Genomic DNA, 26,952 nt, shown 5'->3' with positions numbered 1-26,952 from the left:
CGCTGCAGCGGCGTCATTGGAAAAAGAGCTAGTGTAGGGCAGGGATTTTAGCGCTGGCAAGCCTGCTGCACATAAGGATTGTGATTGCCCTGAACCTTTGCAATGCGCTGGTCGCGTTCGCACTCCCAAATTGTCACGGGATAGAGCTTGTTCCAGGCGGTAAACAGCTGCGTCTGCTGGCGCGAAATACGCAGATGATACTGGTCGCGCATATAGAAATAGGTGCGGGCAATGGCACCTCGCGCCCGCGCAGGTGGCTCCGCCTGTTTTAGTTTAAAGTCGATCTTCATCTCACACTGGCCGTACTGCTGCTCGCTGCCGTTCCATTGACTGTAGGCGAAGTTGCCACGGTCGCCATTCACTTCACCCACCGCAGGCTGCAGGTTGTGCAGGTCGGTTTCGATGCGGCGGTAGTCGGGATCTTTGCTGCAGTTTTTACGACCGCCATCCTGCCAGCACTGGCGCTGATGACCAAACTCCCAGGCCGGCATCACATGTTCCCACTCAATGCGTGCGGCGCGATTGGCGTTTTTGCGCACCTGATAGCCACAGCTGTTGAGATCGGGAATCCCCTTTTTTCCCTGCCACTGAATCTTACAGCCACAGTAAAAAGAACCCGGCGCATCGGCGTTGATCGCCGCCGCAAAGGTTTTGGCCTGCTGAAAGTTATTTTGATGATAGTTATTCAGGTTAAGGGCGTCAGCGGCGGGCGCAAACAGCAGCGCAACCGCCAGACTTAGTATGCGAGACATATTCCAGATTTCTACTCAGTACGAAAAAGGGCGGCAGGGTAACAGAATGTGGAATAGGGCGGAATGGGGATTCTTCTCAGGACGCGACAAATTCACCCGCGATCAGCAGGCTGCCACAGTGCACGCAGCGATATTCACTCTCTTTGCGCAGTATACGATTGTGGCGGCGCACGGTCAGCTGATGCTGCTGGCACTGACAGCGGTAAGCAAAGGTGTTGCTGCGCACGGATGCGATCTCAAACTGGTGAGTACGCCGTGCCGGAACGCCCAGCACCTGCTCCATCATCCACTTCCACTCTTTGCCGTGCGGCGCAACGCGACCAAATTGCTTCCAGACCAGCAGATGCGCCAGCTCATGCGGCACCACTTCATCGATAAATGCCTGCTGGTTTTCCAGCAGCAGCACAGGATTGATGCGAATTTCCCAGGACGCCAGCCAGGCGGTGCCCGCCGCCGTACCACGCTGCTGGTAGAGCAGCTTCGGTTCCGGATAACGGGTTTTCAGCGCCTGATTCGCACGTTCAAGCGACTGGCGCAGCGAGCGCATTACGGCCTGCTGCAGGGCAATGGGGAGACGAGGCGTTTTCATGGCGCTCAGAATAATCGCCGCCACGCAGGAACTCAACGTCGCCAGCGACAAGTGTGGTTCTGGCTGGGGGAAAATTTCTGGTTTAAATATTGTTATGGGCTTTTTTAGAATATTCTATTAATGACATTCACCGCAGAGTGGATGGATGAAAAGCGAACGGCACAGGGCATGGATAAACCAATGAAAAATAATGATAACGTCAGGAAACAACGGATTGTGCTGGTGACGGATCTGATGGCCGGTCGTGGTGGGATGGAAAATGTGACCGGTCAGTTGATCACGGCCCTGAATGCGGAACCCGGTACCGAAGCAGGGCTGTTTATTATCAACAGCGGAGAGGAGAGCCACTCCCGCGCCTGGACCGCCAATGCTGTTCTGGCTGAGAGCGTCTGCACGCTGCGGAATAAGAAAATAAAAAATCTTATTCATACGCTGAGAATGGCCGCCTTCTTTCGTCGTTATCAGCCCGATCATGTCCTGACCCTCAACACCATTCCCTGCCTGATGACGCGCCGGGCAATCACGCTTTCAGGACGTAAAATCGTATTGTCGAGCTGGATGCACCTGCCTCCGCGTGAACGTTATCGTCCCCATTATCTGCTGCGGGCCGATCACCATTTTGCGATCAGTAATCAGATTAAAGAGCAGCTGGTGGAACTGGGTGCACGCGCCACTGACGTTGACGTGATCTATAACCCGATCAAACGCAATGACACGGTAATCGGCAGACCCCAGGCGCTGAAGTTTCTCTATATTGGTCGCGTCCATTATCAGCGGCAGAAACAGCTTAAAGATCTGTTTGATGCCCTGCAGCAGCTGGATGCGCCCTGGACGCTGGAGATAGTGGGTGACGGGGAAGATCTGACGCAATGTCAGCACTACGTGACGCAACTCGGCATTCAGGATCGCATCACCTGGCATGGCTGGCAGGAGAATGCCTGGGAGTATGTCATCCGCCATATCAGACAGGTCACCTGCCTGGTCATGACCTCTAACTTCGAAGGCTTCCCGCTGATCCTGCTGGAGGCGATGTCGCGCGGCGTCTACTGTATTTCATCCGACTGCATCAGCGGCCCGGCGGAAATTATTCAGAACGGTATTAATGGTCAGCTCTATCCCACCCATGACAGCATGGCGCTGGCCGCGATTCTCAACGCCATGAGCGGGGATTTCCACTTCCCCGATCATCAGGCTATTAAAGCGAGCATCACCGGTTTTTATGAGGAAAATTATATGAAGCACCTGATGAGTGTGTTTAACCGCCTTACTGAGGTTAAGCATGACGAATAAAATCAGTCGCAATGGATTAACGTTAATGGTTAATTTTTCAGTTATTGCGCTCTGCCTGGCGCTGTCACTGAATATGTTTGTTACCGGCCTGCCGCAAAAAATATTCTATCTGGTCTCTTATCTCTCTATCGCGTCCGTGCTGTATGGCCTGGTGCGCAGGCGGGTGGACTTTAAAGAGAACGGTTTTTATATCGCCCTGTTTGCTGTGGTGATTATCTTTGCCCTGATTCGGCTGTTCTGGGCGATTCACGTGAAGGGGATCGAAACCGCGCCCTCAGGCGATGCCATCACTAATATGGGCAACTATCTGCTGGGCGCGAAGCGGCTGTTGATGGGGGCCTTTGTGCTGCTCAGTCTGGCTGTTTATGGGGATCGTGTCTCCCTGACTACGCTACGCGTCGGAAAAGGGCTCATCCTTCTTGGCCTGCTGATTACGCTGGGCTTTGGTATCCACGAGCATCTCTACACTGAGAATATCCGCATCAAGCTCACCACCGAAGCCGCCTCCATGTCTTCTTACATGATTCTGTTTATCTACTGTGCCTGGCTGTGGCTAAGCCGCTATGAGACGCACGCTTACTGGAAGGTGGCCGATATCGCTGTGCTGGCAGTGACCTTTGCCTTGCTCTACCTGTGCGGCACCCGTGTGACTCTGATTGCGCTGATTGCAGTGGGGCTGCTGTTCCTGGTGCAGACCTACCGGCTGTCGCTGCTGACTAACTGGCGGATTAGCGCTTTGCTGGTGGGCGTAATGGCGGTGCTGATTCTGATGACCAGCAACCGCTGGGTAGAGGGAGTGCAGGATATTGAGAACTTTGGTTCAAACAGTTCGACCTCGCTGGGCGCACGTGTCGCCATCTGGGGCGGGGCGGTCAACTTTATTGAGCACCATGGCGGTTTTGCGACGCCGGATGCGCGCACCACTGAGGCGCGTCAGTTCATCACTGCGCACTATCCTCTCAATGTTGAAGGCTTTACCAACGTTAAATACAACATGCACAACGAGTTCCTCGAAGTGACGTCATTGCAGGGCTGGCTGGGTACGGCGTCGCTGGCGCTGCTCTATCTGACGGTGCTGGCGGGCTGGCTGAAGAAGTGTGATCTGCGTGGCGTGGCGCTGCCGATGGTGGCACTGTTTACCACCGGACTGACCGATTCGGTGCTGCCCTATAATCAGACCGCGACCATTTTCATTATGGCGCTGGCGCTCTGCTGCATACGGCGGCCCCTGCCGGTAACGCGGGTAACCACAGCGTAGTGGGGCGTTGAACAAATAAAAACGGCGGGGTTTCCAGAGAAACCCCGCCGTTTTTGTTACCGCGTTTTTTACCGGGTAAAGTTAGTCGCGTGAACCGATGTCGCGCAGTTTTTTACCTGCCATCAGGTTACGTTCGATGTGTTCCAGCGAGACGTTTTTGGTCTCAGGGATCAGCATCACCGTCAGCAGAATGAAGAACAGGTTAAGCAGTGCGTAGACCCAGAAGGTGTTCGCATTGCCCAGCGTATTCAGCATCGTCAGGAAGGTCGCACCTACGATCATGTTCGCGATCCAGTTGGTGGTGGTGGAGACAGTGATACCGAAATCGCGGCCTTTCAGCGGCTGAATTTCGGAACAGAGTACCCAGATCAACGGACCGGCTGACATCGCAAAACCGATGATGAACATCAGCAGCATACCTACCGCAAAGTACTGTGCGCCCGGCGAGTGAATGCCGAAGTGCAGCATCGTACCCAGAACGCCCATACCGGCTGCCATCACCATAAAGCCCAGAATCAGGGTAGGTTTACGACCCCAGCGATCCACCAGGCCAATGGCAATAAAGGTCGCCAGTACGTTAACCAGACCCACAATCACCGTGCCCCACATCTGCTGGGTGGTGTTGGTAAAGCCCGCGATTTCAAAGATTTTTGGCGCGTAGTACATGATGACGTTCATGCCGGTAAACTGCTGCATCACCTGCAGCAGGATGCCGAGATAGACCGCACGACGGAAGTGGCTGCTGCTGGTGAACAGACCCCAGCCAGACTGTTTGATCTTCAGGCTTTCACGGATCTCTTCCAGCTCACGTTTTGCCTGCTCGCTGGTGTCACGCAGACGATCCAGTACGCGTTGTGCATCGCGGAAGTTGCCTCGCGCCGCCAGCCAGCGTGGGCTGTTTGGCAGGAAGAAAACGCCGACCAGCAGCAACAGTGCCGGAATAGTGATGATGCCCAGCATCCAGCGCCAGTTGCCGGTAAAGCTGAACGCCGTATCGGACAGGTAAGCACCAAGAATACCGATGGTGATCATCAGCTGATAAAGCGAAATCATACTGCCGCGAATTTTCTCCGGAGCGATCTCAGAAAGATAAAGCGGGGCAGTATAAGAGGCGATACCGACTGCCAGGCCCAGCAGAACGCGGGCGCTGATCAGCATTTCCGGGTTTGGCGACATCGCCGACCAGAGTGAACCGATAACGAACAGAATCGCACCGGCCATCAGGCTTTTTTTACGGCCCAGGCGGGATGACATCCAGCCGCTGCCGATAGCACCGACCGCCGCACCAAACATCATGGAACTGACGATCCACTCCTGCTGATGAGGGGTGACGTTAAAGTCCTTTGCGATAAACGGCAGAGCACCGGCGATAACGCCGATATCCAGACCGAACAGCAGACCCGCAAGGGCCGCCAGAAAGCAGACAAATAAGGTCATCGCCTTATTTGAAGTTCTGCTTTTGTGTGTATTGCCAGGCATTTTAGCCTCCAGGTTTATCCATCATTGTTTTTATCAATGTTAAAAAACCTTTTGCGGGAAAAAAGTGAGCCTGATCACATCAGTGTAATCGCTTACACACGCTGAAACCCTGAAATTCAGCATATTTTTCCCGGAAAGATTAATTAACCAGTGAGGTATAGCACTCATTAAGTTTCTGACAATGCTCTATTTACTGGCTATCAGACGACGCTGAAAATAACGCATTTTCAGCAGAATAACTACGTGCGTTAATTCCTAAATATCGGATAAACAAAGCATTTCAATTTGTAATCGTTAACATTTAGTCGTCAGAAAAAGCGAAAAGAAGTGTAGCTGAGAACTGAAAATTTGCTGCAGAGAGAAGAAGATGTCGGGCAGATGCGTTTTTTTCTGTCGTCACGCGCTCACCAGAAATTGCGCTGGCCTGTCGTTCAGAAGGGTAGCGGGAGCAAAATTGCTCCGGTTAGCAATGGGGCTGAAAAGGCAATAAAAAACCCTGCCGCAGTGGCAGGGTTTTTATCAGCAGCCGGTAACCTTACAGGCCAGCCGCTTCACGCAGCAGGGCAGCTTTGTCGGTTTTTTCCCATGGGAAATGTTCACGACCAAAGTGACCGTAAGCTGCGGTCTCTTTATAGATTGGGTGCAGCAGATCCAGCATCTGGATCAGACCATATGGACGCAGGTCGAAGAACTCGCGCACCAGCAGCGTCAGCTGTTCGGTAGAGATTTTCTCGGTGCCGAAGGTTTCCACCATGATAGAAGTGGGTTCAGCCACGCCGATAGCGTAGGAGACCTGGATTTCACAACGGTCAGCCAGACCGGCCGCTACGATGTTTTTCGCCACGTAACGTGCCGCATAGGCTGCAGAGCGGTCAACTTTAGATGGATCTTTACCCGAGAACGCACCGCCACCATGACGCGCCATGCCGCCGTAGGTGTCTACGATGATTTTACGACCGGTCAGACCGCAATCGCCCATCGGGCCACCAATCACAAAGCGACCGGTTGGGTTGATGTGATATTTGGTCGAGGCGCTCAGCCACTCTGCAGGCAGAACCGGCTTGATGATCTCTTCCATCACCGCTTCCTGCAGATCTTTCTGGCTGATGGATTCAGCGTGCTGGGTAGAGAGCACAACTGCATCGATGCCCACGATTTTGCCATCGTCATACTGGAAAGTGACCTGGCTCTTGGCATCCGGGCGCAGCCACGGCAGGGTGCCATTTTTACGCACTTCAGCCTGACGCTTTACCAGACGGTGCGCATAGGTCACCGGCGCAGGCATCAGCACGTCTGTTTCGTTAGTGGCATAGCCGAACATCAGGCCCTGGTCGCCCGCGCCCTGTTCCAGCGGATCGGTACGGTCAACGCCCTGATTGATATCCTGAGACTGTTTACCAATCGCGCTTAATACCGCGCAGGAGTTGGCGTCAAAGCCCATATCGGAATGGACATAGCCGATTTCACGTACGGTTTTACGGGTGATCTCTTCGATATCAACCCAGGCGCTGGTGGTGATTTCACCGCCAACCAGCACCATACCGGTTTTAACGTAGGTTTCGCAGGCCACGCGCGCTTTAGGATCCTGTTCAAGGATCGCATCCAGCACAGCATCGGAGATCTGGTCGGCGATTTTATCGGGATGTCCTTCTGATACAGACTCGGACGTAAAAAGGTGTTTAGCCATTCTGTTCTTTACCTTAAATATGGTTTGAGTACGACTGCATAGCGCCAGTGAGGTGGTCTGACCTGACGCCCCTTCAGGCAAAGCCGCGAGCAGTGAGGTTGTGTCAGCACAGCAGGCCAACACCGCCTGGATAGTAACCTGTTTAGATGGAAAACCATCTGGACGGCTATTTTAGGATAGAGGGTAAACCAATTACCAGCCCTTTTTCTGTTTCAGCATTTAACCTGTCTCTGTTATCGGCATAATTTGCTGACGCTACACGCAATTCCCCGATAATATTTTTGCATTTTACGGCGGTAAACTGTATAAAACGCCGCTGCTTTGATAGCAGCAGCAAGGATGACGCCACTGTTTGCGTCGCGCCTGTCAGACTCTGGTCTGGCTTTCACCCAGGTTGTTTTCCATGTGCCCCTGGCATATGCGGAGGTGATACAAGTAATGAACCACGCTTTTTCTTCTTCCGGTTCTCTGCGCTGCGGCGCTGCGCTGGCTCTCTCCTGCCTCCCATCTGTTTCTCTTTCCTGCCGACGCGATGTCCGATGCGGTAATTTTACCGACACAGGCGCAGGCTAATCTTTATCTCTGCTCGATCGGTTTTGTCTCTTCTCTGCGCTCGCGCAGCGGAACGACGCAGGTTATCCATGGTCAATACAGATCAGTTAAATGTTCTCTGTTTAAACGGAGATGGCCCGGGTGTTTTACACTTAACTCTCATGCGTGAATCGCGCTGACGGCAACGTCAGGTGAACAGGACATTGCGTTTAATGTGGCAACAGGTTTTCAGATTAGCGGCCATAAAGCCGGTTAACAGTTTCATCTTTCAACGGAAAATTGAGGTTCGCGATGTCTGACGACATGAAGAATATCAAAGGTTCGTCAGCTGGCGAACAGGGTACACTCCGCTCCATGCAGGAGGTGGCAATGAACGATCAGGATGCGAGCAAAATGTTGCGTACGTACAACATCGCCTGGTGGGGCAACAACTATTACGACGTTAACGAACTGGGCCACATCAGTGTCTGTCCCGATCCGGATCGTCCTGATGTGCGCGTCGATTTAGCTCGTCTGGTCAAAGAGCGCGAAGCGCAGGGCCAGCGTCTGCCTGCTTTATTCTGCTTCCCGCAGATCCTGCAACACCGTCTGCGTTCCATTAACGCCGCCTTTAAACGTGCGCGTGAATCTTACGGTTACAAAGGCGACTACTTCCTGGTTTACCCGATTAAAGTTAACCAGCACAAACGCGTGATTGAGTCACTGATCCACTCCGGCGAACCGCTGGGACTGGAAGCGGGCTCAAAAGCCGAGCTGATGGCGGTGCTGGCGCACGCCGGTCAGACCCGTTCGGTGATCGTCTGTAACGGCTATAAAGATCGCGAATATATTCGTCTGGCGCTGATCGGCGAGAAGATGGGCCACAAGGTCTATCTGGTGCTGGAGAAGATGACCGAAGTGCGGCTGGTGCTGGAAGAAGCAGAGCGTCTGAATGTGGTGCCGCGTCTTGGTATCCGTGCGCGTCTGGCTTCGCAGGGCTCCGGTAAATGGCAGTCGAGCGGCGGCGAAAAGTCGAAGTTTGGCCTGTCAGCCACCCAGGTGCTGAAACTGGTTGAGATCATGCGTGAAGCGGGTCGCATCGACAGCCTGCAGCTGCTGCATTTCCATCTGGGCTCGCAGATGTCCAACATCCGCGACATCGCTACCGGGGTGCGTGAGTCGGCGCGCTTCTATGTCGAACTGGCCAAGCTGGGCGTCAACATCAAGTGTTTCGACGTCGGCGGCGGTCTGGGCGTCGATTACGAAGGAACGCGCTCGCAGTCTGACTGCTCGGTCAACTACGGCCTGAATGAGTACGCCAACAACGTAATCTGGGCGATTGGTGCTGCCTGTGATGAGCACGGTCTGGAGCATCCGACGGTGATCACCGAGTCGGGTCGTGCGGTAACCGCGCACCACACGGTGCTGGTCTCCAACATCATTGGTGTGGAGCGCAACGAGTTCAGCGAACCTGAAACGCCGGATGCGGATGCGCCGCGCCCGATCCTCAGCATGTGGGAAACCTGGCAGGAGATGCACGAGCCAAGTACCCGCCGTTCGCTGCGTGAATGGCTGCATGACAGCCAGATGGATCTGTTTGATATCCATACCGGCTACTCGTCAGGCACCTACGATCTCAAGCAGCGTTCATGGGCTGAGCAGCTCTACCTGAGCATCTGCCACTATATTCAGCAGCATCTCGATCCGAGCAACCGTGCACACCGTCCAATCATCGACGAACTGCAGGAGCGGATGGCGGATAAGATCTACGTTAACTTCTCGCTGTTCCAGTCAATGCCGGATGCGTGGGGTATCGATCAGCTGTTCCCGGTACTGCCGCTGGAAGGCCTGAACAAGAAGCCGGAGCGCCGTGCCGTGCTGCTCGACATCACCTGTGACTCCGATGGCACCATCGATCACTACGTGGATGGCGACGGTATCGCGACGACCATGCCGATGCCGGAATATGACCTCGATAACCCGCCCATGCTGGGCTTCTTTATGGTGGGCGCTTATCAGGAAATTCTGGGCAATATGCATAACCTGTTTGGTGACACCGAAGCGGTGGATGTCTACGCACGCGAAAATGGCGATGTGGAAGTGCAGCTTTCCGATGAAGGCGACACCGTGGCGGACATGCTGCGTTACGTGCAGCTTGATCCCAACGAGCTGATGGCGCTGTTCCGCAATCAGGTTCAGGCATCCGATCTCGACGAAGAGCTGCGCGCGCAGTTCCTGGAAGAGTTCGAGAGCGGCCTCTACGGCTATACCTATTTAGAAGATGAATAATCGATTATGGCGACCGGTAATCGCATATTGCAGTTGCCGTTAACTATGTCGATAATCTGACTCACTCAATCCCTTCCTCGTCGGGCCTAACGACGCGGAGGGGATTTTTTTCATCTCAACCTTAATGGTTTGCGGGCTGGCCCGACTTACGCACATAGAGAGAGCAATTATGTATAACACGCTTGGCAATCAGTACGACAACTCCCTGGTTTCTAACGCCTTTGGTTTCATGCGTTTTCCGCTGAATTTTCAGCCTTACGACAGCGACGCCGAGTGGGTTATCACCGGCGTGCCGTTTGATGCCGCGACCTCGGGTCGTCCGGGCAGCCGCCTGGGTCCGGGTGCGATTCGCCAGATCTCCACCAATCTGGCCTGGGAAGGCTGCCGCTGGCCGTGGGATTTCGACCTGCGTCAGCGTCTGAACGTCGTCGATTGCGGCGATCTGGTTTACGCCTTCGGTGATTCGCAGGATCTCTCCGACAAATTGCAGGCCCATGCTGAAAAACTGCTGGCCAATGGCAAGCGCATGATGACCTTTGGCGGCGACCACTACGTCACACTGCCACTGCTGCGCGCCCATGCAAAACACTTCGGCAAGATGGCGCTGGTGCACTTTGATGCGCATACCGACACCTACTCCAACGGCCCGACCTTCGACCACGGCACCATGTTCTTTACCGCGCCGAAAGAGGGTCTGATCGATCCGCAGCACTCAGTGCAGATTGGTATCCGTACCGAATTCGACAAGAGCCTGGGCTTCAACGTGCTGGATGCGGCGCAGGTCAATGACCGCAGCGTTGACGATATTCTCGCCGAAGTAAAACGCACCGTCGGCGATCTGCCGGTCTATCTGACCTTCGATATTGACTGTCTGGATCCGGCGCATGCGCCTGGCACCGGCACGCCAGTGATTGGCGGCCTGACCACCGATAAAGCGACCAAGCTGATCCGTGGCCTGCAGGGCATGAACATTGTCGGCATGGATCTGGTGGAAGTCGCACCGGGTTACGATCATGCTGATCTGACGGCACTGGCAGCGGCTACGCTGGCGCTGGATATGCTGCATGTTCAGGCTGTGAACAAAGGCTGATGCCTGCTGCCTGTCGGCTTCAGTCCGGCAGGCGCTGAACGCGGCGTCCTGTCCATCGGGCAGACGCCGCTGCTGTGATCTTCCTCTCTTTGCCGGATCCGATCGATTCCCTTCTGACCCCGACGGGTAACCGTCAGGCGCGAACCCCTATCTGCAACTAAACTTACAGCGTAAAAATGGCGTAGTGGAGATAATCATGGGCTTTCTTGATGAACTGGCTGGCGCACTGGATGGCAACCAGAGTGAAGGGCATCCGCCGGGACAGTTACAGGCTGTCTGGCATTGGGTGCAGGAGCAGGGCGGTATTGAAGTGCTGCTGCAAAAATTCCAGCAGGGCGGGCTGGGTGAGGTGTTTGGTTCCTGGATCGGCACCGGCGATAACCATCCGGTTGGCCACAGTGAGATTCAGTCTGCTTTTGGTCAGGATGAACTGCAGTCACTGGCCGACAAACTCGGCACCGATGTGAAAGGGGCATCGGGTACGCTGGCCGCGCTATTGCCGCAGCTGATTGATAAAATGTCGCCGCAGGGACACATGGATGAACAGGCGCTGCATGACAATAAGCTGGATCTGGGCTCGATGGTAGATCAGATATTTAAGCGCTAGCGGACTTCGCACGGCTAAGCGCGCACGCCGGATGCATGCGCGCTCAGCGGCGGAATTACTTGCCGTCGGCAGCAATTCGCTCACGAATATGCGCTGCGCGCGCTTCAGAGGCGGGATGCGAGTCAAACATCGAACTCTGACGTCCCTGTTCCATCTTCGCCAGCTTTTCAAAGCTGGTGGCCAGGCCCATTGGATCGATATTGCGCTTCTTCATCAGGTCGTAGGAGTAGTCATCCGCCTGTGATTCCTGCGTCTGGGAGAACTGCGCATTCACCAGTTTTTCACCCATTTCACCCAGCTGCGACTGCGACAGTGAACCAATCACGCCGCCAACCGAGGCGGCTGCGGTGCGGGCCGCAGTTGTGGCATATGCCAGTTGCATCGCCTTGCGCGTATGACCTAACGCGACGTGGCCCATCTCATGACCCAGTACGCCTTCCACTTCATTGTCAGTCATCATATCCATCAGACCGCTGTAAACACGAATACAGCCGTTTGCCATCGCCCAGGCGTTGACATCTTTGGTCTGATAAACCTTGTAGTTAGCCGGTACGCCGTTGATGTTATCGCCCAGCGCCGCCGCGATCTTGTTCAGACGCTGCTGATAATCACTGTTAGCAGGCGCAATCTGATTATCTTTGTCCATCTGCTCACAGGATTTATCGCTCAGCTGCTTTACCTGATCGTCGCTGAGGGTATAAGCCTGATACGCCTGCGCGCCCGACTGCATCAGCGCATTGTTGTCTAAACCCTGACAGCCACTGAGCAGCGTCGTCAGTCCAAGCGCTAACACCATTTTTTTGATTTTCATGCTGTATCCCATTCATAACAAGGTAAGAAAAACAAACACCTGAAACTCAGACAGGTGAATAAACGATTTGGTTATAGCGTGCCAGTCTGCACTTTGCTAGCAGATATGGCTGGAAAAGCCATACGAAGCGGCTGCATTTAGCGTTTTACAGCATGTACTTTTGCCCCGTTTCTCATGTACATTGATGGGCAACTTTTTCCTTGTTTTGCCCGGTAACTCATTAATAACAATAAGTTAAGGTGCGAAGCATTAATCCGACCTGGAGTAGAAAATGCCCTCTCGTAAAGAGCTTGCCAACGCCATTCGTGCGTTAAGTATGGATGCAGTACAGAAAGCGAAATCGGGACATCCGGGTGCCCCAATGGGCATGGCGGACATCGCTGAAGTACTCTGGCGCGGCTACCTGAACCACAACCCAACCAACCCGCTGTGGGCTGACCGCGACCGTTTCGTGCTCTCTAACGGTCACGGCTCAATGCTGATCTATAGCCTGTTGCACCTGACCGGCTACGATCTGCCCCTGAGCGAACTGGAAAACTTCCGTCAGCTGCACTCAAAAACTCCAGGTCACCCGGAATATGGCTACACCGTGGGCGTTGAAACCACTACCGGTCCGCTGGGGCAGGGCATCGCTAACGCAGTCGGTTTTGCCATTGCTGAGCGCACGCTGGCAGCACAGTTCAACCGTCCGGGTCATGACATCGTAGACCACAACACCTATGTCTTCATGGGTGATGGCTGCATGATGGAAGGTATCTCGCACGAAGTCTGCTCACTGGCCGGTACGCTGAAGCTGGGCAAACTGGTAGCGTTTTATGATGACAACGGTATCTCTATCGACGGTCACATTGATGGCTGGTTCACCGACGACACCGCTAAGCGCTTTGAAGCTTATGGCTGGCACGTGGTGCGCGGCGTCGATGGTCACGATGCGGATGCGATTGCGAAAGCGATCGAGGAAGCGAAAAGCGTCAGCGACAAGCCTTCACTGCTGATGTGCAAAACCGTTATCGGTTTTGGTTCACCGAACAAAGCCGGTACCCATGATTCACACGGCGCACCGCTGGGTGATGATGAAGTGGCACTGACCCGCAAGCAGCTGGGCTGGAACCACGCGCCGTTCGTTATTCCTTCTGATATCTACGCTGAGTGGGACGCGAAAGAAGCGGGCCAGGCGAAAGAGTCTGCATGGAATGAGAAATTCGCCGCTTACGCACAGGCTCATCCTGAACTTGCTGCCGAGTTTAAACGCCGCGTCAGCAACGAACTGCCAGCTAACTGGCAGGAAGAGTCGCAGAAGTTCGTTGAGCAGCTGCAGGCGAACCCGGCGAAGATCGCCAGCCGTAAAGCCTCACAGAATGCTATCGAAGCTTTCGGTAAAATTCTGCCGGAATACCTGGGCGGCTCAGCAGATCTGGCACCCAGCAACCTGACAATCTGGTCTGGCTCTAAGCCGATCAACGAAGATGCTGCGGGTAACTACATCCACTACGGCGTGCGTGAGTTCGGTATGACCGCAATCGCCAATGGCCTGGCGCTGCACGGCGGCTTCCTGCCTTACACCGCGACCTTCCTGATGTTTGTTGAATATGCGCGTAACGCAGCGCGTATGGCGGCACTGATGAAGATCCGTCAGATCATGGTCTACACCCACGACTCTATCGGTCTGGGCGAAGATGGCCCGACGCACCAGCCGGTTGAACAGATGGCGAGCCTGCGCACCACGCCAAACATGAGCCTGTGGCGTCCATGTGACCAGGTTGAATCCGCGGTGGCGTGGAAATATGCCATTGAGCGTAAAGATGGCCCGACTGCGCTGATCTTCTCCCGTCAGAACCTGGCGCAGCAGGAGCGTGACACTGCACAGCTGGCTAACGTAGCGCGCGGCGGTTACGTGCTGAAAGATTGCGATGGCACGCCTGAGCTGATCCTGATCGCCACCGGTTCCGAAGTTGAACTGGCTGTCGGTGCCTGGGACAAACTCACCAGCGAAGGCCGCAAAGTGCGCGTGGTCTCTATGCCATCAACGGATGCCTTCGACAAGCAGAGTGATGAGTACCGTGAATCCGTACTGCCAAAAGCGGTCAGCGCCCGCGTCGCAATCGAAGCGGGCATCGCTGATTACTGGTTCAAATACACCGGCCTGAACGGCGCTATCGTGAGCATGACCAGCTTCGGCGAATCTGCACCTGCCGATCAGCTGTTCGAACTGTTTGGCTTTACCGTCGACAACGTCGTCGCGAAAGCGAAAGCGCTGCTGGCGTAAAACCGGTCAGGCGGGCCTGTTCCCGCCCGGCTGTAAAAAAAGAGGGACGAGATTTTCGTCCCTTTTATTTTTTTATTCCTGCAGTAATAACCGCCTTTTGCCTTAATTTGTGACGCAGATCCAAATTTAAGCAGCCAGATTGATCACAATCATTCCTGTTATTCCTTCCTTCTATTATTGTAGCTGAACCGTTTCAGTCGCCAGGCGAATCGCCCTGGTTTCGGACAATGCCGGGTAAGAATCTCCTGTACAAAATGCAGTGAAACGCTCAGGCTAACGGCACGTTTTTTTCAGTCTGACGTGGCAGGAGAGAAATGACGGTACGGGTAGCGATAAATGGTTTTGGCCGGATTGGACGCAACGTCCTGCGCGCGCTGTATGAAACGGGCCGACGTGCAGAGATCACCGTGGTCGCGATTAACGAGCTGGCAGAAGCCACCGGTATGGCGCATCTGCTGAAATACGATACCAGCCATGGCCGTTTTGCTTTCGATGTCCGCCAGGAGCGCGATGTAATGTGGGTGGGTGGCGATACCCTGCGCATTTTGCACCGTGCAGCCATTGCCGATCTGCCGTGGCGTGAACTCGACGTGGATGTGGTGCTGGACTGCACCGGCGTCTATGGCTCACGCGCTGATGGCGAAGCGCATCTTCAGGCTGGCGCCAAAAAAGTGCTCTTCTCTCATCCCGGCGGAAACGATCTCGACGCCACAGTGGTGTATGGCGTTAACCAGCAGTTACTCACCGCCAGTGACCGCATCGTCTCCAACGCTTCCTGTACCACTAACTGCATCATCCCGGTGATTAAACTGCTGGATGATGCGTTTGGTATCGAATCCGGCACCGTCACCACGATCCACTCGGCGATGCACGATCAGCAGGTGATCGACGCCTATCACAGCGATCTGCGCCGTACGCGTGCAGCCAGTCAGTCGATCATCCCGGTGGACACTCGCCTGGCGGCTGGCATTACCCGTATTTTTCCGAAATTCAACGATCGCTTCGAGGCGATAGCCGTTCGCGTCCCGACGATTAACGTGACGGCCATTGATCTCAGCGTTTCTGTGCATCAGGCGGTGACGGCGTGTGAAGTTAACACCCTGTTGCGAAGCGCGGCAGAAGGGACATTTCGTGGTATAGTTGACTATACGGAATTACCGTTAGTCTCAGTAGATTTTAACCATGATCCGCACAGTGCCATTGTGGACGGAACACAAACGCGGGTCAGCGGTCAACACCTTATCAAGACCCTGGTCTGGTGTGACAACGAATGGGGCTTTGCTAACCGAATGCTCGACACGACGTTAGCGATGGCCGCAAGCGGTTTCAGGTAAGACGCGGTATGCGTCTGGCAAAACTTATGAGAATCAACGAGAGGATTCACCATGTCTGTAATTAAGATGACCGATCTGGATCTGGCTGGTAAACGCGTTCTGATCCGTGCCGATCTGAACGTACCGGTTAAAGAAGGTAAAGTGACGTCTGATGCACGTATCCGTGCTTCTCTGCCAACCATTGAAGCGGCGTTGAAACAGGGCGCGAAAGTAATGGTTACCTCTCACCTGGGTCGTCCGACCGAAGGTGAATACAATGAAGAGTTCTCGCTGCTGCCGGTAGTTAACTACCTGAAAGACAAGCTTAGCGGCACCACCGTGACCCTGGCAAAAGATTACCTCGATGGCGTTGAAGTCGGCGCTGGCGAACTGGTTGTGCTGGAAAACGTTCGCTTTAACAAAGGCGAAAAGAAAGATGACGAAGCACTGTCTAAAAAATATGCTGCTCTGTGCGACGTATTTGTGATGGACGCCTTTGGTACTGCGCACCGCGCGCAGGCTTCTACCCACGGCGTCGGCAAATTTGCCCCTATCGCCTGTGCTGGCCCGCTGCTCTCTGCAGAACTGGAAGCGCTGGGTAAAGTCATGAGCAACCCGGAGCGTCCGCTGGTGGCTGTGGTAGGGGGTTCTAAAGTCTCTACCAAATTTGACGTGCTGCAATCTCTGGTCAAAATCGCGGACACCGTGATTGTGGGCGGCGGCATTGCCAACACCTTCGTCGCTATCGACAACAACGTCGGCAAATCTCTGTATGAGCCAGACTTCGTTGAAGCGGCTAAAGGCCTGCGCGATCAGCACGGTATTCCGGTTCCAACTGATTCACGCGTTGGCACAGAATTCTCTGAAACTGCGACCGCTACCGTGAAAAAGGTTTCGGAAGTTGCGGATAACGAAGAGATTATGGACTTTGGTGATGAAACCGCACAGGCGATGGCTGCCATCCTGAAGGATGCTAAAACCATCCTGTGGAACGGCCCGGTGGGCGTGTTTGAGTTCCCTAATTTCCGTAAAGGCACCGAGATCGTGGCTAACGCCATTGCAGACAGCGATGCCTTCTCTGTTGCAGGCGGCGGCGATACCTTAGCGGCTATCGACCTGTTCGGCATTGAAGACAAAATTTCCTACATCTCTACCGGCGGCGGCGCGTTCCTTGAGTTCGTGGAAGGCAAAAAACTGCCTGCAGTTGCCATGCTGGAAGAGCGTGCGAAGCAGTAATCCTTTGGGGGCGATGCCTGGCGGCATCGCCTGAAGTCTTGCCCGTCTGGGCGTTTAAATCGACGTTCCTCAAGGGGAACAACGGTCACGAAACAGGACACAATCATGTCTAAAATTTTTGATTTCGTAAAACCCGGCGTTGTCACTGGTGATGACGTACAGAAGATCTTCAAAGTTGCGAAAGAGAACAAATTCGCACTGCCAGCCGTAAACTGCGTCGGCACTGACTCCATCAATGCGGCACTGGAAGCAGCGGCGAAAGTTAAAGCGCCAATCATCATCCAGTTCTCTAACGGCGGTGCTGCATTTATCGCGGGTAAAGGCTTCAAAACTGACAAACCACAGGGCGCGGCAATTTTCGGCGCTATCGCGGGTGCGCACCATGTCCACCTGATGGCTGAGCAGTATGGCGTGCCGGTTATCCTGCACACTGACCACTGTGCCAAGAAACTGCTGCCATGGATCGACGGTCTGCTGGACGCAGGTGAAGAGTACTTCCAGAAAAACGGTAAGCCACTCTTCTCTTCTCACATGATCGACCTGTCAGAAGAGTCACTGGAAGAGAACATCGAGATCAGCAGCAAATATCTGGCGCGCATGGCGAAACTCGACATGACGCTGGAAATCGAACTGGGCTGCACCGGTGGTGAAGAAGATGGCGTTGATAACAGCCATATGGACGCATCTGCACTCTACACCCAGCCAGAAGATGTGAACTACGCGTACGAAAAACTAAATGCTATCAGCCCGCGCTTCACCATTGCGGCATCATTCGGTAACGTTCACGGCGTTTACAAGCCAGGTAACGTGAAACTGACTCCGACCATTCTGCGCGATTCGCAGAAATATGTGTGTGAAAAACATGGCCTGCCGCACAACGCGCTGGACTTCGTTTTCCACGGCGGTTCAGGTTCTTCTGCTGCAGAAATCGAAGAGTCTATCAGCTACGGCGTGATCAAGATGAACATCGATACCGATACCCAATGGGCAACCTGGGACGGCATCCTGCAGTACTACAAAAAGAACGAAGGCTATCTGCAGTCGCAGCTGGGTAACCCGGAAGGCGCTGACAAGCCAAACAAAAAATACTACGACCCACGCGTCTGGCTGCGTTCAGCCCAGGCCTCTATGGTGGTGCGTCTGGAGCAGGCTTTCAAAGAGCTTAACGCTGTCGACGTGCTGTAACTGACGAGTCGTTACCGTACAAAAAAGGCCCGAAAGGGCCTTTTTTTATGCACAATTTCTGGAAAAACAGGGTTAAACGCCGGTCGGTTTGGCGCTTAAGGAGATAATTGATTACCCTTGATGGCAGGGTGTCGGATGTCATCTGGCAGTTTTTTCATTCCCGGTGGGAATCTAACAACAGGGCTTATTAATGGAAGAGTTACACGTCGTCGACGGCTTAAACAACGCAGGTAACTGGCTGGTTCGCAATCAGGCGCTGATCATCAGCTATGCCGTAAATATCGTTGCAGCTATTGCCATCATTATTATCGGGATGATTATCGCCCGTATCATTTCTAATGCCGTAAATCGCCTGCTGCGCGCCCGTCACATAGACGCTACCGTGGCGGACTTCCTCTCCGCATTGGTGCGCTATGGGGTCATCGCCTTCACCGTTATCGCAGCGCTGGGACGCATCGGTGTGCAGACCGCCTCGGTGATTGCCGTGCTGGGTGCTGCGGGTCTGGCCGTGGGTCTGGCACTGCAGGGATCACTCTCTAACCTTGCTGCAGGCGTTCTGCTGGTCACCTTCCGTCCGTTTCGCACCGGCGAGTTCGTCGATCTGGGCGGCGTTATGGGAACCGTGCTGCATGTGCAGATTTTCTCCACCACGCTGAGAACGGCAGACGGCAAAATCGTGGTGGTGCCAAACGGCAAGATCATCAGCGGGAACATCGTCAACTTCTCGCGTGAACCGGTTCGCCGTAATGAATTTATCATTGGCGTGGCTTACGAGGCGGATGTGGATGAAGTGATCGCCTTACTGCAACAGGTTGTAGAAGCGGATAGCCGCGTGCTGAAAGATAAAGGTATTCAGATCGGTCTTAACGAACTGGCAGCCTCCTCTATGAACTTTGTGGTGCGTTGCTGGAGCAACAGCGGCGACCTGCAGGACGTTTACTGGGATCTGCTGAAGAACTTTAAGCGTGCGCTGGATGGAAAAGGGATTGGTATTCCTTATCCGCAGATGGATGTGCATCTGCATCAGAAGCCGGCGCCTGAAGCAGAAGCAACCCAGGTTCAGCCACAGTAATCTTTCAGTGGGCGGCGTCTGTCGCCCATTCATTTTGCTAATCGCAGATTAATTCTTTCAATTTCCGCTAATCATCCTCTCTCTTTATACTTCTCCTCCTCTAACGATGTGAGGAAATAATCCTGTGTTATCTCTCTATTTTCAGGGGCTTGCCCTGGGCGCCGCGCTGATTCTGCCGCTGGGACCGCAGAACGCTTTTGTGATGAATCAGGGCGTAAAGCGTCAGTATCATCTGATGACGGCGGCCCTCTGCTCGCTGAGTGATATTCTGCTGATCTGCGGTGGGATCTTTGGCGGCAGTGCCTTGCTGAGCCAGTCTCCACTGCTGCTGATGGTGATCACCTGGGCGGGCGTAGCCTTTCTGTTGTGGTATGGCTGGGGCGCACTGCGTAGCGCTTTTCGCGGCGACGCCGATCTGGCGGATGGTGAGCCATTAAAGCAGAGCAGGGGACGCATTATCGCGACGCTGCTGGCAGTGACCTGGCTCAATCCGCACGTCTATCTCGATACCTTTGTGGTGCTGGGCAGTCTTGGCGGTCAGTTGCCGACCACCACCGCGCGTCAGTGGTTTGCGCTGGGCACCATCAGTGCGTCGATCCTGTGGTTCTTTGGTCTGGCGCTGCTGGCCGCCTGGCTGTCACCACGCCTGCGCACCGCCAAAGCCCAGCGCATCATTAACCTGCTGGTAGGCGCGGTGATGTGGTTTATCGCCCTGCAACTGGCGCGCCAGGGCATTGCCGGATTTTGATCCCAACGTCGATCCGGTGCGGTTATTGCCGCGCGGAGGCCGAACTTTTGCCATAATGACCACTCAAAGCATGGCGCATACCGATGCGCTGTTGGGCTTCGCCGGTTGGAAGCCGTCATAGTACCTTTTCAAGGAGGACTTTCATGAAACTGAAAGCATTGGCTCTGGCCGCAATCATGAGCGCCGGGGCATTGCCTGGCGTACACGCTGATGAGTTACCGAACGGGCCACACGTGGTGACCTCAGGCAAGGCAACGGTCGATGCCCGTCCCGATATCGCCACGCTCTCTATCGTTGTGAACGTGTCGTCAAAAGATGCCGCAGATGCGAAAAAGCAGGCGGATAGCCGGGTTGCACAATATTTCGATTTTCTGCAAAAAAACGGCATTGAGAAGAAAGATATTGATGCGGCAAACCTGAGCACCCAGCCTGAGTACGATTACACCAAAGAGGGTAAATCCGTCCTGAAAGGCTACCGTGCGGTGCGTCAGGTGCAGGTAACCCTGCGTCAGCTGGACAAGCTGAATGATCTGCTGGACGGGGCGCTGAAGTCCGGTCTGAATGAGGTGCGTAGCGTCGAGTTAGGCGTGGCAAATCCGGAGAGTTACAAAGAGCAGGCGCGTAAAGCAGCGATTAAAAATGCGACTCAGCAGGCATCACAGCTGGCTGAAGGCTTTAACGCCAAGCTGGGATCGATCTACAGCATTCGTTATCAGGTCGCTAACTATCAGCCGATGCCGATGAACCGTATGTATAAAGCGGCTGCAGCGGCAGATACCTCGGCGCAGGAGACCTACGATCAGCAGAGCATTAACTTTGACGATCAGGTTGATGTGGTGTTTGAGATCAAGCCCAATACGCCATAGTGCAAAACGGGGCTGATGCCCCGTTAAGACTGCCGATGAATCTCAGGATCTGACCGCAATGAATAAATTCAAAGCGAAGGGAACATGGTCAGAGGAGGAAAGCGTCCCGCGCCATGGACGGCGCGGGCCGAGCGGCCAGGGATTGGCTTAAGCGCCTTTCCGATCTGACCTTGTTCCCTGAGCCAATCCATCCTTACAGCCGTTCGGGGCATAATTTGTCAGCAGTAAAAACGGGGCTTTCGCCCCGTTTTTGTTTTCAGGCTGCGACGTCATCCTGACGCAGCACCCGATGTCCATGCGCAATCAGCGCATCGGTCACCCGACGCATTAACCGGCTTTCCGGTGCAAAACGATGCCAGTAGAGCATCCGGCGCTGACACAAGCCTGGCGTCAGATCTATTAACTCACCGCTCGCCAGCTCACGCTCAATCTGCAGATGCGGGATCATACAGCAGGTCGAACCCTGTCGCGCCATCTGCACAAAGGCTTCAGAGGAGTTCACGATGTGGCAGGGCACACTGCCCGGTGAGAGATCAAAGTTCTGTTGCAGGAAGGCCTGATGCATATCATCAAGATGGTCAAACGCCACCGCAGGCGCTTTCAGCAGGGCAGAGCGGGTGACGCCGTTGGGGAAGAAGCGATCGGCAAAGTCACGCGACGCCACAAACAGGTAGTCGAGCGCACCGAGCTGATCCACCAGACAACTGGGCAGCGGCTGCGGCTGAATACTCACCGCACCCACCACTTCACCACGACGCAGACGCTCCTGGGTGCGGGTTTCATCTTCGACCTGCAGATTCAGGCGTACGGGTGAATCTGCCAGCACATCCTTCAGTGCAGGCAGCAGCCAGGTCGCCAGACTGTCGGCATTGACCGCCAGCGACAGCAGCAGTGGCGTGGTGCCACTGTTCTCATCGCCCAGCCACTCCTCTTCCAGCAGTTCCACCTGGTGCAGCAATGCCAGCAGTTTCTGACCCTGTTCGGTCGGACGTGGTGGCACCGTGCGCACCAGCAGCGGCTGACCAAACAGATTCTCCAGCTGCTTGATACGCTGTGAAACCGCTGACTGGGTGATACATAATTTTTGAGCGGCACGCTCAAATCCGCGTTCGCGGATCACTGAATCCAGCGCCTGAAGCGTTCGATAATCCGGGCGTTTCATTATTCTTCTCTCTCCTTCAGGATGGATGTCACTATGCCACAAAAGTATCACCTGTGATGGCTCTCTTGTTTTTTGTGGGCTGGCTTCCAAAGCGATAAATCCACGTCGGTCAGCCGAGCATTTTCAGCAAGCCTTGTTTTATACTACGCGCACTTCGTTGTCGCACAGGTTTTAAACATACCATGACCCAGGATGAACTGAAAAAAGCCGTTGGCTGGGCTGCACTTGAGTACGTGCAGCCGGGCACCGTTGTTGGTGTGGGCACCGGATCCACCGCTGCCCACTTTATCGATGCGCTTGCCACAGTCAGGCATCAGATTGAAGGTGCCGTCTCCAGCTCGGATGCCTCAACCCAGAAGCTGAAGAGTCTGGGTATTCAGGTGTTCGACCTGAACGAGATTGACCTGCTGTCGGTGTACGTAGATGGCGCGGATGAGATCAACCCACAGATGCAGATGATCAAAGGCGGCGGCGCGGCGCTGACGCGCGAAAAGATCGTGGCCGCCGTGGCTGAAACCTTTATCTGTATCGCTGACGCTTCAAAAGAGGTCGATGTGCTGGGCCGTTTCCCGCTGCCGGTCGAGGTGATCCCGATGGCGCGCAGTTATGTGGCGCGTCAGCTGGTGAAAATGGGCGGCTTGCCTGAGTATCGTCAGAACGTGGTCACCGATAACGGCAACATTATTCTCGATGTGCATAATCTGCGCATTCTCGATCCCATTGAGCTGGAAAAAACCATCAACGCCTTGCCTGGCGTCGTTACCGTGGGCCTTTTTGCCGCGCGTGGTGCCGATATTGCACTGATTGGCGGGCCTGATGGCGTGAAAACCATCAAAAAATGATCTGTCCGGCGTCGATGCGGCGTCGGTTATTTCTGCCTGCAAATCATCTTTTCTCGCTGCGGTGAAATTTGGTGACTTATGTCACATAACCGTCATCGGCAGCGGGTTCGTTCTTTCTTCCAGTCCGACCTCCTTATTTTGTCCGGCAATGTGCTGCCGTCAGCCGCTGCCGTGCTGGCGGCCGGGCAATCGTTTGTATTGCCCGACGCGATTTTTTTGATATTTTGACAGAAGGCTGGCTTATGGTAGTCCTCATTGAATGCTGAATAGGATCGGGAAATGGCAAAGGTATCACTGGAAAAAGATAAGATTAAGTTCCTGCTGGTGGAAGGTGTCCATCAGAGCGCGCTGGAGAACCTGCGGGCTGCAGGTTATACCAACATCGAATTCCATAAGGGCGCACTGGATTCCGACGCGTTAAAAGCATCGATCCGTGATGCACACTTTATTGGTATCCGTTCCCGCTCCCAGCTCACTGAAGAGATTTTTGCGGCGGCTGAAAAGCTGGTCGCCGTTGGCTGTTTCTGTATCGGTACCAACCAGGTTGATCTGCAGGCGGCTGCCAGCCGGGGTATTCCCGTGTTCAATGCGCCGTTCTCAAATACCCGCTCGGTTGCGGAGCTGGTGATTGGTGAGATGCTGCTGATGCTGCGTGGCATCCCGGAAGCGAATGCGAAAGCACACCGTGGCATCTGGAATAAGATTGCCAAAGGCTCATTTGAAGCGCGTGGCAAAAAACTGGGTATTATCGGTTACGGCCATATCGGAATGCAGCTGGGCGTGCTGGCAGAAAGCCTGGGTATGCATGTTTTCTTTTACGACATTGAAAACAAGCTGCCGCTGGGTAATGCCACGCAGGTACGCCATCTGGCCGATCTCCTCAACATGAGCGATGTGGTCAGCCTGCACGTGCCGGAAACCGTCTCTACACAGGATATGATTGGTGCAGAGCAGCTGGCGCAGATGAAGCCTGGCGCGCTGCTGATTAACGCCTCACGCGGCACGGTGGTGGATATCCCGGCGCTGTGCGATGCGCTGGCCAGCAAGCATGTGGGTGGCGCAGCCATCGACGTCTTCCCGAGCGAGCCAGCTACCAACAGCGAGCCGTTTATCTCTCCACTGAGTGAGTTCGACAACGTGATCCTGACGCCGCACATTGGCGGCTCGACGGAAGAAGCGCAGGAGAACATCGGCATTGAAGTGGCGGGCAAGCTGGCGAAATACTCCGATAACGGCTCGACTCTCTCGGCTGTTAACTTCCCTGAAGTGTCACTGCCGATTCACGGTATCAGCGCCAGTCGTCTGCTGCATATCCATGAGAACCGCCCTGGCGTGCTGACGGCCATCAACCAGATTTTTGCCGAGCAGGGCATCAACATCGCCGCCCAGTATCTGCAAACCTCGCCGTTTATGGGCTATGTGGTGATCGACATTGATGCAGAGCCGGAAGTGGCTGAGAACGCGCTGCAACTGATGAAGGCGATTCCGGGTACCATTCGCGCCCGTCTGCTTTACTAAGCGCTACCAACCTGAACAGGCGCTTAGTCGCGTCTCTTCAGGTAGTTAATACAGGCTGTCCCGATTTGCTGTAAGACCGAGACTGCGAAGAGAACACGGTCAGATCGGAAAGATGCAAAAGCCGCCATCCATGGCATGCCCGGCCCGCGCGATTACGCACCTCATCCCTGAGGTGCGCCCGTAACCGGGCCAACGCGTGGCGTTGTTTAAAAACGCTCCCGGCGTTTTTATCCGGGCGGCGGGACGCTTTCCTCTTCTGACCATGTTCCCTGCGCGTTAAGCTATTTTATTGCTGCCAGATGCGCCCAGGTATGGGTTTTCACTTGTCTGCAAAAGCGACTCTTCTACTCCCACTGCCAGAGTTTTGATGGCGTCATTACCGCCGGCAAAGGCACATCCCATTCTGCCACCGGCAGGCTATCGACCTGCTGACAATCGTGTGCCAGGCCCACCGGCAAAAAACCGTGCTGCCGCCAGTTCTGCAGGGTGCGATCGTAGAAGCCGCCGCCCATCCCCAGACGCTGTCCATGCTGATCAAACGCTACCAGTGGCACCATCATCAGATCCAGTTGATCAAGGGTGATCACCTGCCGGATATCCAGCGGCGGTTCAGGAATGCGCAGCTTATTTTTGAGCAATGGGGTATCGGGCGAATAGCGCAGAAACAACAAATTACCGGGGGAGAAGGGGTGTAAAACCGGCAGACAGACCGTTTTCTTCAGATGCCAGAGGCGGGCAATCAGCGGACGGGTATTAAGTTCGCCATCCACCGACAGAAACAGGGCGATATTGCGCGCTTCAGTCACCGGGGCGTAGTTGAGCGCATGTTCAGCGAGCTGCTCAGCGGCCTGCGTTTGCTGCTCATCGGTAAGTGCCCGTCGCAGATGTCGCACATGCTGGCGAATCGCCTGACGCTGGGTCATTGAAGGTTCAGACATGGAAGGTTCAGACATGATTTCCCCGCCGGATAAGTCGCTGTTGAGCGACTATAACATGTCAGTCAGGGGAAAAAAGCAGGACTACAGGAAGAGAGATCTCCGAGATGCCGCCGTAGGCTGTAACCCTTGAACCCTTGGTTCAAGGTGAACATGCCGTCATAACCATCAGGCTTCTCGGACGAACCGAGCATGCACACAGGTTACGAGCGTCACATTCTGTTTTTTCGAAATATCGGCTCAGGGGACTGGCCCACATGCAAACATCTCAGAGAAAATTTACCTCACCGTTACTTAAGTATAGCAACCATGAAGTTTTATTCGAACTTCGCACCCTCACGCTCAGAGATGCGACCCTGCTCAACTAATGCCTGTTCAATCGTCTGCTGCAACATACGGATACGCTGTTCCATATTAGCAGCATAATCGCGCGTTTTCACTTTCTCTTGCGCCAGCTCGTGGCAGACGTTTAACGCGGCGATGAACACCAGTTGTTCTGTATTGGTGACTCTAGTGCGAACTTTTAGATCTTGCAACCGTTGATTGAGATCTTCAGCCGCGCTATTGAGCGCATCTTGCTGCTCTGGCGGACAATTTACTCTCAACGAACGACCAAAAATTTGTAAATCTACCGGTTGTGCAGACATGCCACCTTCCTGACTGATTACTTCGCTCGCAACTCCCTTAGCAGTCAATGGCTTGGGAGGCGGGCAACTATATAGACCCACGAAATAAGATACAACCCCTTTTCTGGAAACCTTGAGGCAGCTAGTGGTAGCATAACACGAACTTATTCTGCCAACGACGATGAAAACTTATGTCCTTACAGAACGCAACCCCCGATTACAACGCGCTCGCGGCGGTGCTCTCACAGCAGGGCGTTGGAATGACGCCCGCAGAAATGCACGGCCTGCTGAGCGGGATCCTCTGCGGTGGTAACCAGGACACCAGCTGGAAGACGCTGGTACACGATCTGGCTAACGAAGGCATGGCGTTTTCACACACTCTTGCCGTGCCGCTGGCGGAACTACACGAGCATACGGCGACCACGCTGGAAGATGAAGGCTTCCTGTTTCAGCTGCTGCTGCCTGCTGACGACGACATCACTGTATTTGACCGTGCCGACGCGCTGGCGGGCTGGGTTAACCATTTTCTGCTCGGCCTGGGCGTAACACAGCCTAAACTGGATAAAGTCACCGGCGAAACCGGCGAAGCGATCGATGATCTGCGCACTATCGCACAGCTCGGTTACGAAGAAGATGAAGACCAGGAGGAGCTGGAGCAGTCGCTGGAGGAGGTGATTGAGTATGTACGTGTCGCCGCGCTGCTGTGCCACGATACGTTCACCCGCCCGCAGCCAACCGCGCCAGAAGTGCAAAAACCGACGCTACACTAATTTCAGGTCAACGAGTTTAACCGGTCAGTT

At 54.5% G+C, this 26,952-nt stretch carries 23 protein-coding genes and 1 other RNA gene; 15 read left to right on the top strand and 9 right to left on the bottom strand.

The features are described from left to right. Window positions 1–47: 47 nt before the first annotated feature. Both endA and AFL22_RS12465 read right to left on the bottom strand, forming a co-directional pair. The gene (endA, locus tag AFL22_RS12470; protein WP_031594098.1) at window positions 48–752 is read right to left on the bottom strand and encodes a deoxyribonuclease I; all 705 of its coding nucleotides are present in this window, start codon (window positions 750–752) and stop codon (window positions 48–50) included. Window positions 753–828: 76 nt separating this feature from the next. Continuing rightward, window positions 829–1,341, bottom strand: coding sequence for a SprT family zinc-dependent metalloprotease (locus tag AFL22_RS12465; protein ID WP_010671067.1), 513 nt, complete (start codon window positions 1,339–1,341; stop codon window positions 829–831). Window positions 1,342–1,482: 141 nt separating this feature from the next. Between AFL22_RS12465 and AFL22_RS12460 the strand changes: the two genes are divergently transcribed. Together AFL22_RS12460 and AFL22_RS12455 are read left to right on the top strand one after the other, a co-directional pair. Next, the gene (locus AFL22_RS12460; protein WP_052271519.1) at window positions 1,483–2,631 is read left to right on the top strand and encodes a glycosyltransferase; all 1,149 of its coding nucleotides are present in this window, start codon (window positions 1,483–1,485) and stop codon (window positions 2,629–2,631) included. Window positions 2,632–2,656: 25 nt separating this feature from the next. Continuing rightward, window positions 2,657–3,889, top strand: a complete 1,233-nt coding sequence (locus AFL22_RS12455; RefSeq protein ID WP_082239208.1) for an O-antigen ligase family protein — start codon at window positions 2,657–2,659, stop codon at window positions 3,887–3,889. A gap of 81 nt (window positions 3,890–3,970) precedes the next feature. Here the strand turns inward: AFL22_RS12455 and AFL22_RS12450 are convergent, their stop codons facing one another. Beyond that, entirely contained in the window at window positions 3,971–5,368 is a 1,398-nt protein-coding gene (locus tag AFL22_RS12450; protein ID WP_010248855.1) for a sugar porter family MFS transporter, read from the bottom strand. Window positions 5,369–5,903: 535 nt separating this feature from the next. Further along, window positions 5,904–7,055, bottom strand: coding sequence for a methionine adenosyltransferase (gene metK / locus AFL22_RS12445; protein WP_052271517.1), 1,152 nt, complete (start codon window positions 7,053–7,055; stop codon window positions 5,904–5,906). A gap of 843 nt (window positions 7,056–7,898) precedes the next feature. On the opposite strand from metK, the gene speA reads away from it, so the two are divergent. From speA to AFL22_RS12430, 3 genes are all read left to right on the top strand, one after another. Further along, window positions 7,899–9,875: a biosynthetic arginine decarboxylase gene (gene speA / locus AFL22_RS12440; RefSeq protein WP_010248849.1), complete on the top strand. Its 1,977-nt coding sequence runs from the start codon at window positions 7,899–7,901 to the stop codon at window positions 9,873–9,875. A gap of 169 nt (window positions 9,876–10,044) precedes the next feature. Further along, window positions 10,045–10,965, top strand: a complete 921-nt coding sequence (speB, locus tag AFL22_RS12435; protein WP_010248847.1) for an agmatinase — start codon at window positions 10,045–10,047, stop codon at window positions 10,963–10,965. A 196-nt stretch (window positions 10,966–11,161) separates the two neighbouring features. Then, window positions 11,162–11,572: a YidB family protein gene (locus AFL22_RS12430; RefSeq protein WP_010248845.1), complete on the top strand. Its 411-nt coding sequence runs from the start codon at window positions 11,162–11,164 to the stop codon at window positions 11,570–11,572. Window positions 11,573–11,627: 55 nt separating this feature from the next. Here the strand turns inward: AFL22_RS12430 and AFL22_RS12425 are convergent, their stop codons facing one another. Next, a complete protein-coding gene (locus AFL22_RS12425; protein ID WP_010671064.1) occupies window positions 11,628–12,383 on the bottom strand; it encodes a M48 family metallopeptidase in 756 nt (251 codons plus the stop codon). A 271-nt stretch (window positions 12,384–12,654) separates the two neighbouring features. Here AFL22_RS12425 and tkt point away from each other — a divergent pair, with 271 nt between their 5' ends. The 7 genes from tkt (at window position 12,655) to AFL22_RS12390 (ending at window position 21,069) form a co-directional block, all read left to right on the top strand. After that, a complete protein-coding gene (gene tkt, locus AFL22_RS12420) occupies window positions 12,655–14,649 on the top strand; it encodes a transketolase (RefSeq protein ID WP_052271516.1) in 1,995 nt (664 codons plus the stop codon). Between the two features lie 314 nt (window positions 14,650–14,963). After that, window positions 14,964–15,983 carry an erythrose-4-phosphate dehydrogenase gene (gene epd, locus AFL22_RS12415; protein ID WP_010248839.1) on the top strand — a complete coding sequence of 340 codons (1,020 nt, stop codon included), beginning with the start codon at window positions 14,964–14,966 and terminating at the stop codon, window positions 15,981–15,983. Between the two features lie 51 nt (window positions 15,984–16,034). Next, on the top strand, window positions 16,035–17,198 hold the full coding sequence (gene pgk, locus AFL22_RS12410; protein WP_010248837.1) for a phosphoglycerate kinase: 1,164 nt from the start codon (window positions 16,035–16,037) through the stop codon (window positions 17,196–17,198). A gap of 105 nt (window positions 17,199–17,303) precedes the next feature. Next, complete coding sequence (fbaA, locus tag AFL22_RS12405; protein ID WP_010248835.1) at window positions 17,304–18,383, top strand: class II fructose-bisphosphate aldolase; 1,080 nt, start codon at window positions 17,304–17,306, stop codon at window positions 18,381–18,383. A 190-nt stretch (window positions 18,384–18,573) separates the two neighbouring features. Next, on the top strand, window positions 18,574–19,455 hold the full coding sequence (gene mscS, locus AFL22_RS12400) for a small-conductance mechanosensitive channel MscS (protein ID WP_010248833.1): 882 nt from the start codon (window positions 18,574–18,576) through the stop codon (window positions 19,453–19,455). Window positions 19,456–19,579: 124 nt separating this feature from the next. Continuing rightward, complete coding sequence (gene argO, locus AFL22_RS12395; RefSeq protein ID WP_010671062.1) at window positions 19,580–20,203, top strand: arginine exporter ArgO; 624 nt, start codon at window positions 19,580–19,582, stop codon at window positions 20,201–20,203. A gap of 143 nt (window positions 20,204–20,346) precedes the next feature. After that, window positions 20,347–21,069: an oxidative stress defense protein gene (locus AFL22_RS12390; protein ID WP_010248826.1), complete on the top strand. Its 723-nt coding sequence runs from the start codon at window positions 20,347–20,349 to the stop codon at window positions 21,067–21,069. 256 nt (window positions 21,070–21,325) lie between these two features. On the opposite strand, the gene AFL22_RS12385 is transcribed toward AFL22_RS12390, so the two are convergent. Beyond that, window positions 21,326–22,231 (bottom strand): LysR family transcriptional regulator ArgP, encoded by a 906-nt coding sequence (locus AFL22_RS12385; RefSeq protein ID WP_010248822.1) that lies wholly within the window; start codon window positions 22,229–22,231, stop codon window positions 21,326–21,328. Window positions 22,232–22,413: 182 nt separating this feature from the next. Between AFL22_RS12385 and rpiA the strand changes: the two genes are divergently transcribed. Together rpiA and serA are read left to right on the top strand one after the other, a co-directional pair. Next, entirely contained in the window at window positions 22,414–23,073 is a 660-nt protein-coding gene (rpiA, locus tag AFL22_RS12380; RefSeq protein WP_010248819.1) for a ribose-5-phosphate isomerase RpiA, read from the top strand. A gap of 279 nt (window positions 23,074–23,352) precedes the next feature. After that, window positions 23,353–24,591 (top strand): phosphoglycerate dehydrogenase, encoded by a 1,239-nt coding sequence (serA, locus tag AFL22_RS12375; RefSeq protein WP_010248817.1) that lies wholly within the window; start codon window positions 23,353–23,355, stop codon window positions 24,589–24,591. Window positions 24,592–24,935: 344 nt separating this feature from the next. On the opposite strand, the gene AFL22_RS12370 is transcribed toward serA, so the two are convergent. The 3 genes from AFL22_RS12370 to zapA all read right to left on the bottom strand — a co-directional run bounded on the left by AFL22_RS12370 (window position 24,936) and on the right by zapA (window position 26,173). Beyond that, complete coding sequence (locus AFL22_RS12370) at window positions 24,936–25,529, bottom strand: 5-formyltetrahydrofolate cyclo-ligase (protein ID WP_010671060.1); 594 nt, start codon at window positions 25,527–25,529, stop codon at window positions 24,936–24,938. 92 nt (window positions 25,530–25,621) lie between these two features. Continuing rightward, window positions 25,622–25,804: non-coding RNA, 6S RNA (gene ssrS, locus AFL22_RS23445), on the bottom strand. Between the two features lie 39 nt (window positions 25,805–25,843). Then, window positions 25,844–26,173: a cell division protein ZapA gene (gene zapA / locus AFL22_RS12365; RefSeq protein WP_008925677.1), complete on the bottom strand. Its 330-nt coding sequence runs from the start codon at window positions 26,171–26,173 to the stop codon at window positions 25,844–25,846. A gap of 170 nt (window positions 26,174–26,343) precedes the next feature. Between zapA and AFL22_RS12360 the strand changes: the two genes are divergently transcribed. After that, complete coding sequence (locus AFL22_RS12360) at window positions 26,344–26,922, top strand: YecA family protein (protein WP_022623836.1); 579 nt, start codon at window positions 26,344–26,346, stop codon at window positions 26,920–26,922. Window positions 26,923–26,952: the final 30 nt, after the last annotated feature.

Source organism: Pantoea sp. CFSAN033090 (assembly GCF_001264395.1).
Classification (GTDB): Bacteria; Pseudomonadota; Gammaproteobacteria; order Enterobacterales; family Enterobacteriaceae; genus Pantoea; species Pantoea agglomerans.
Note: the sequence above shows the minus strand (reverse complement) of the source record. Positions and strands in the feature narration are given on the sequence as shown.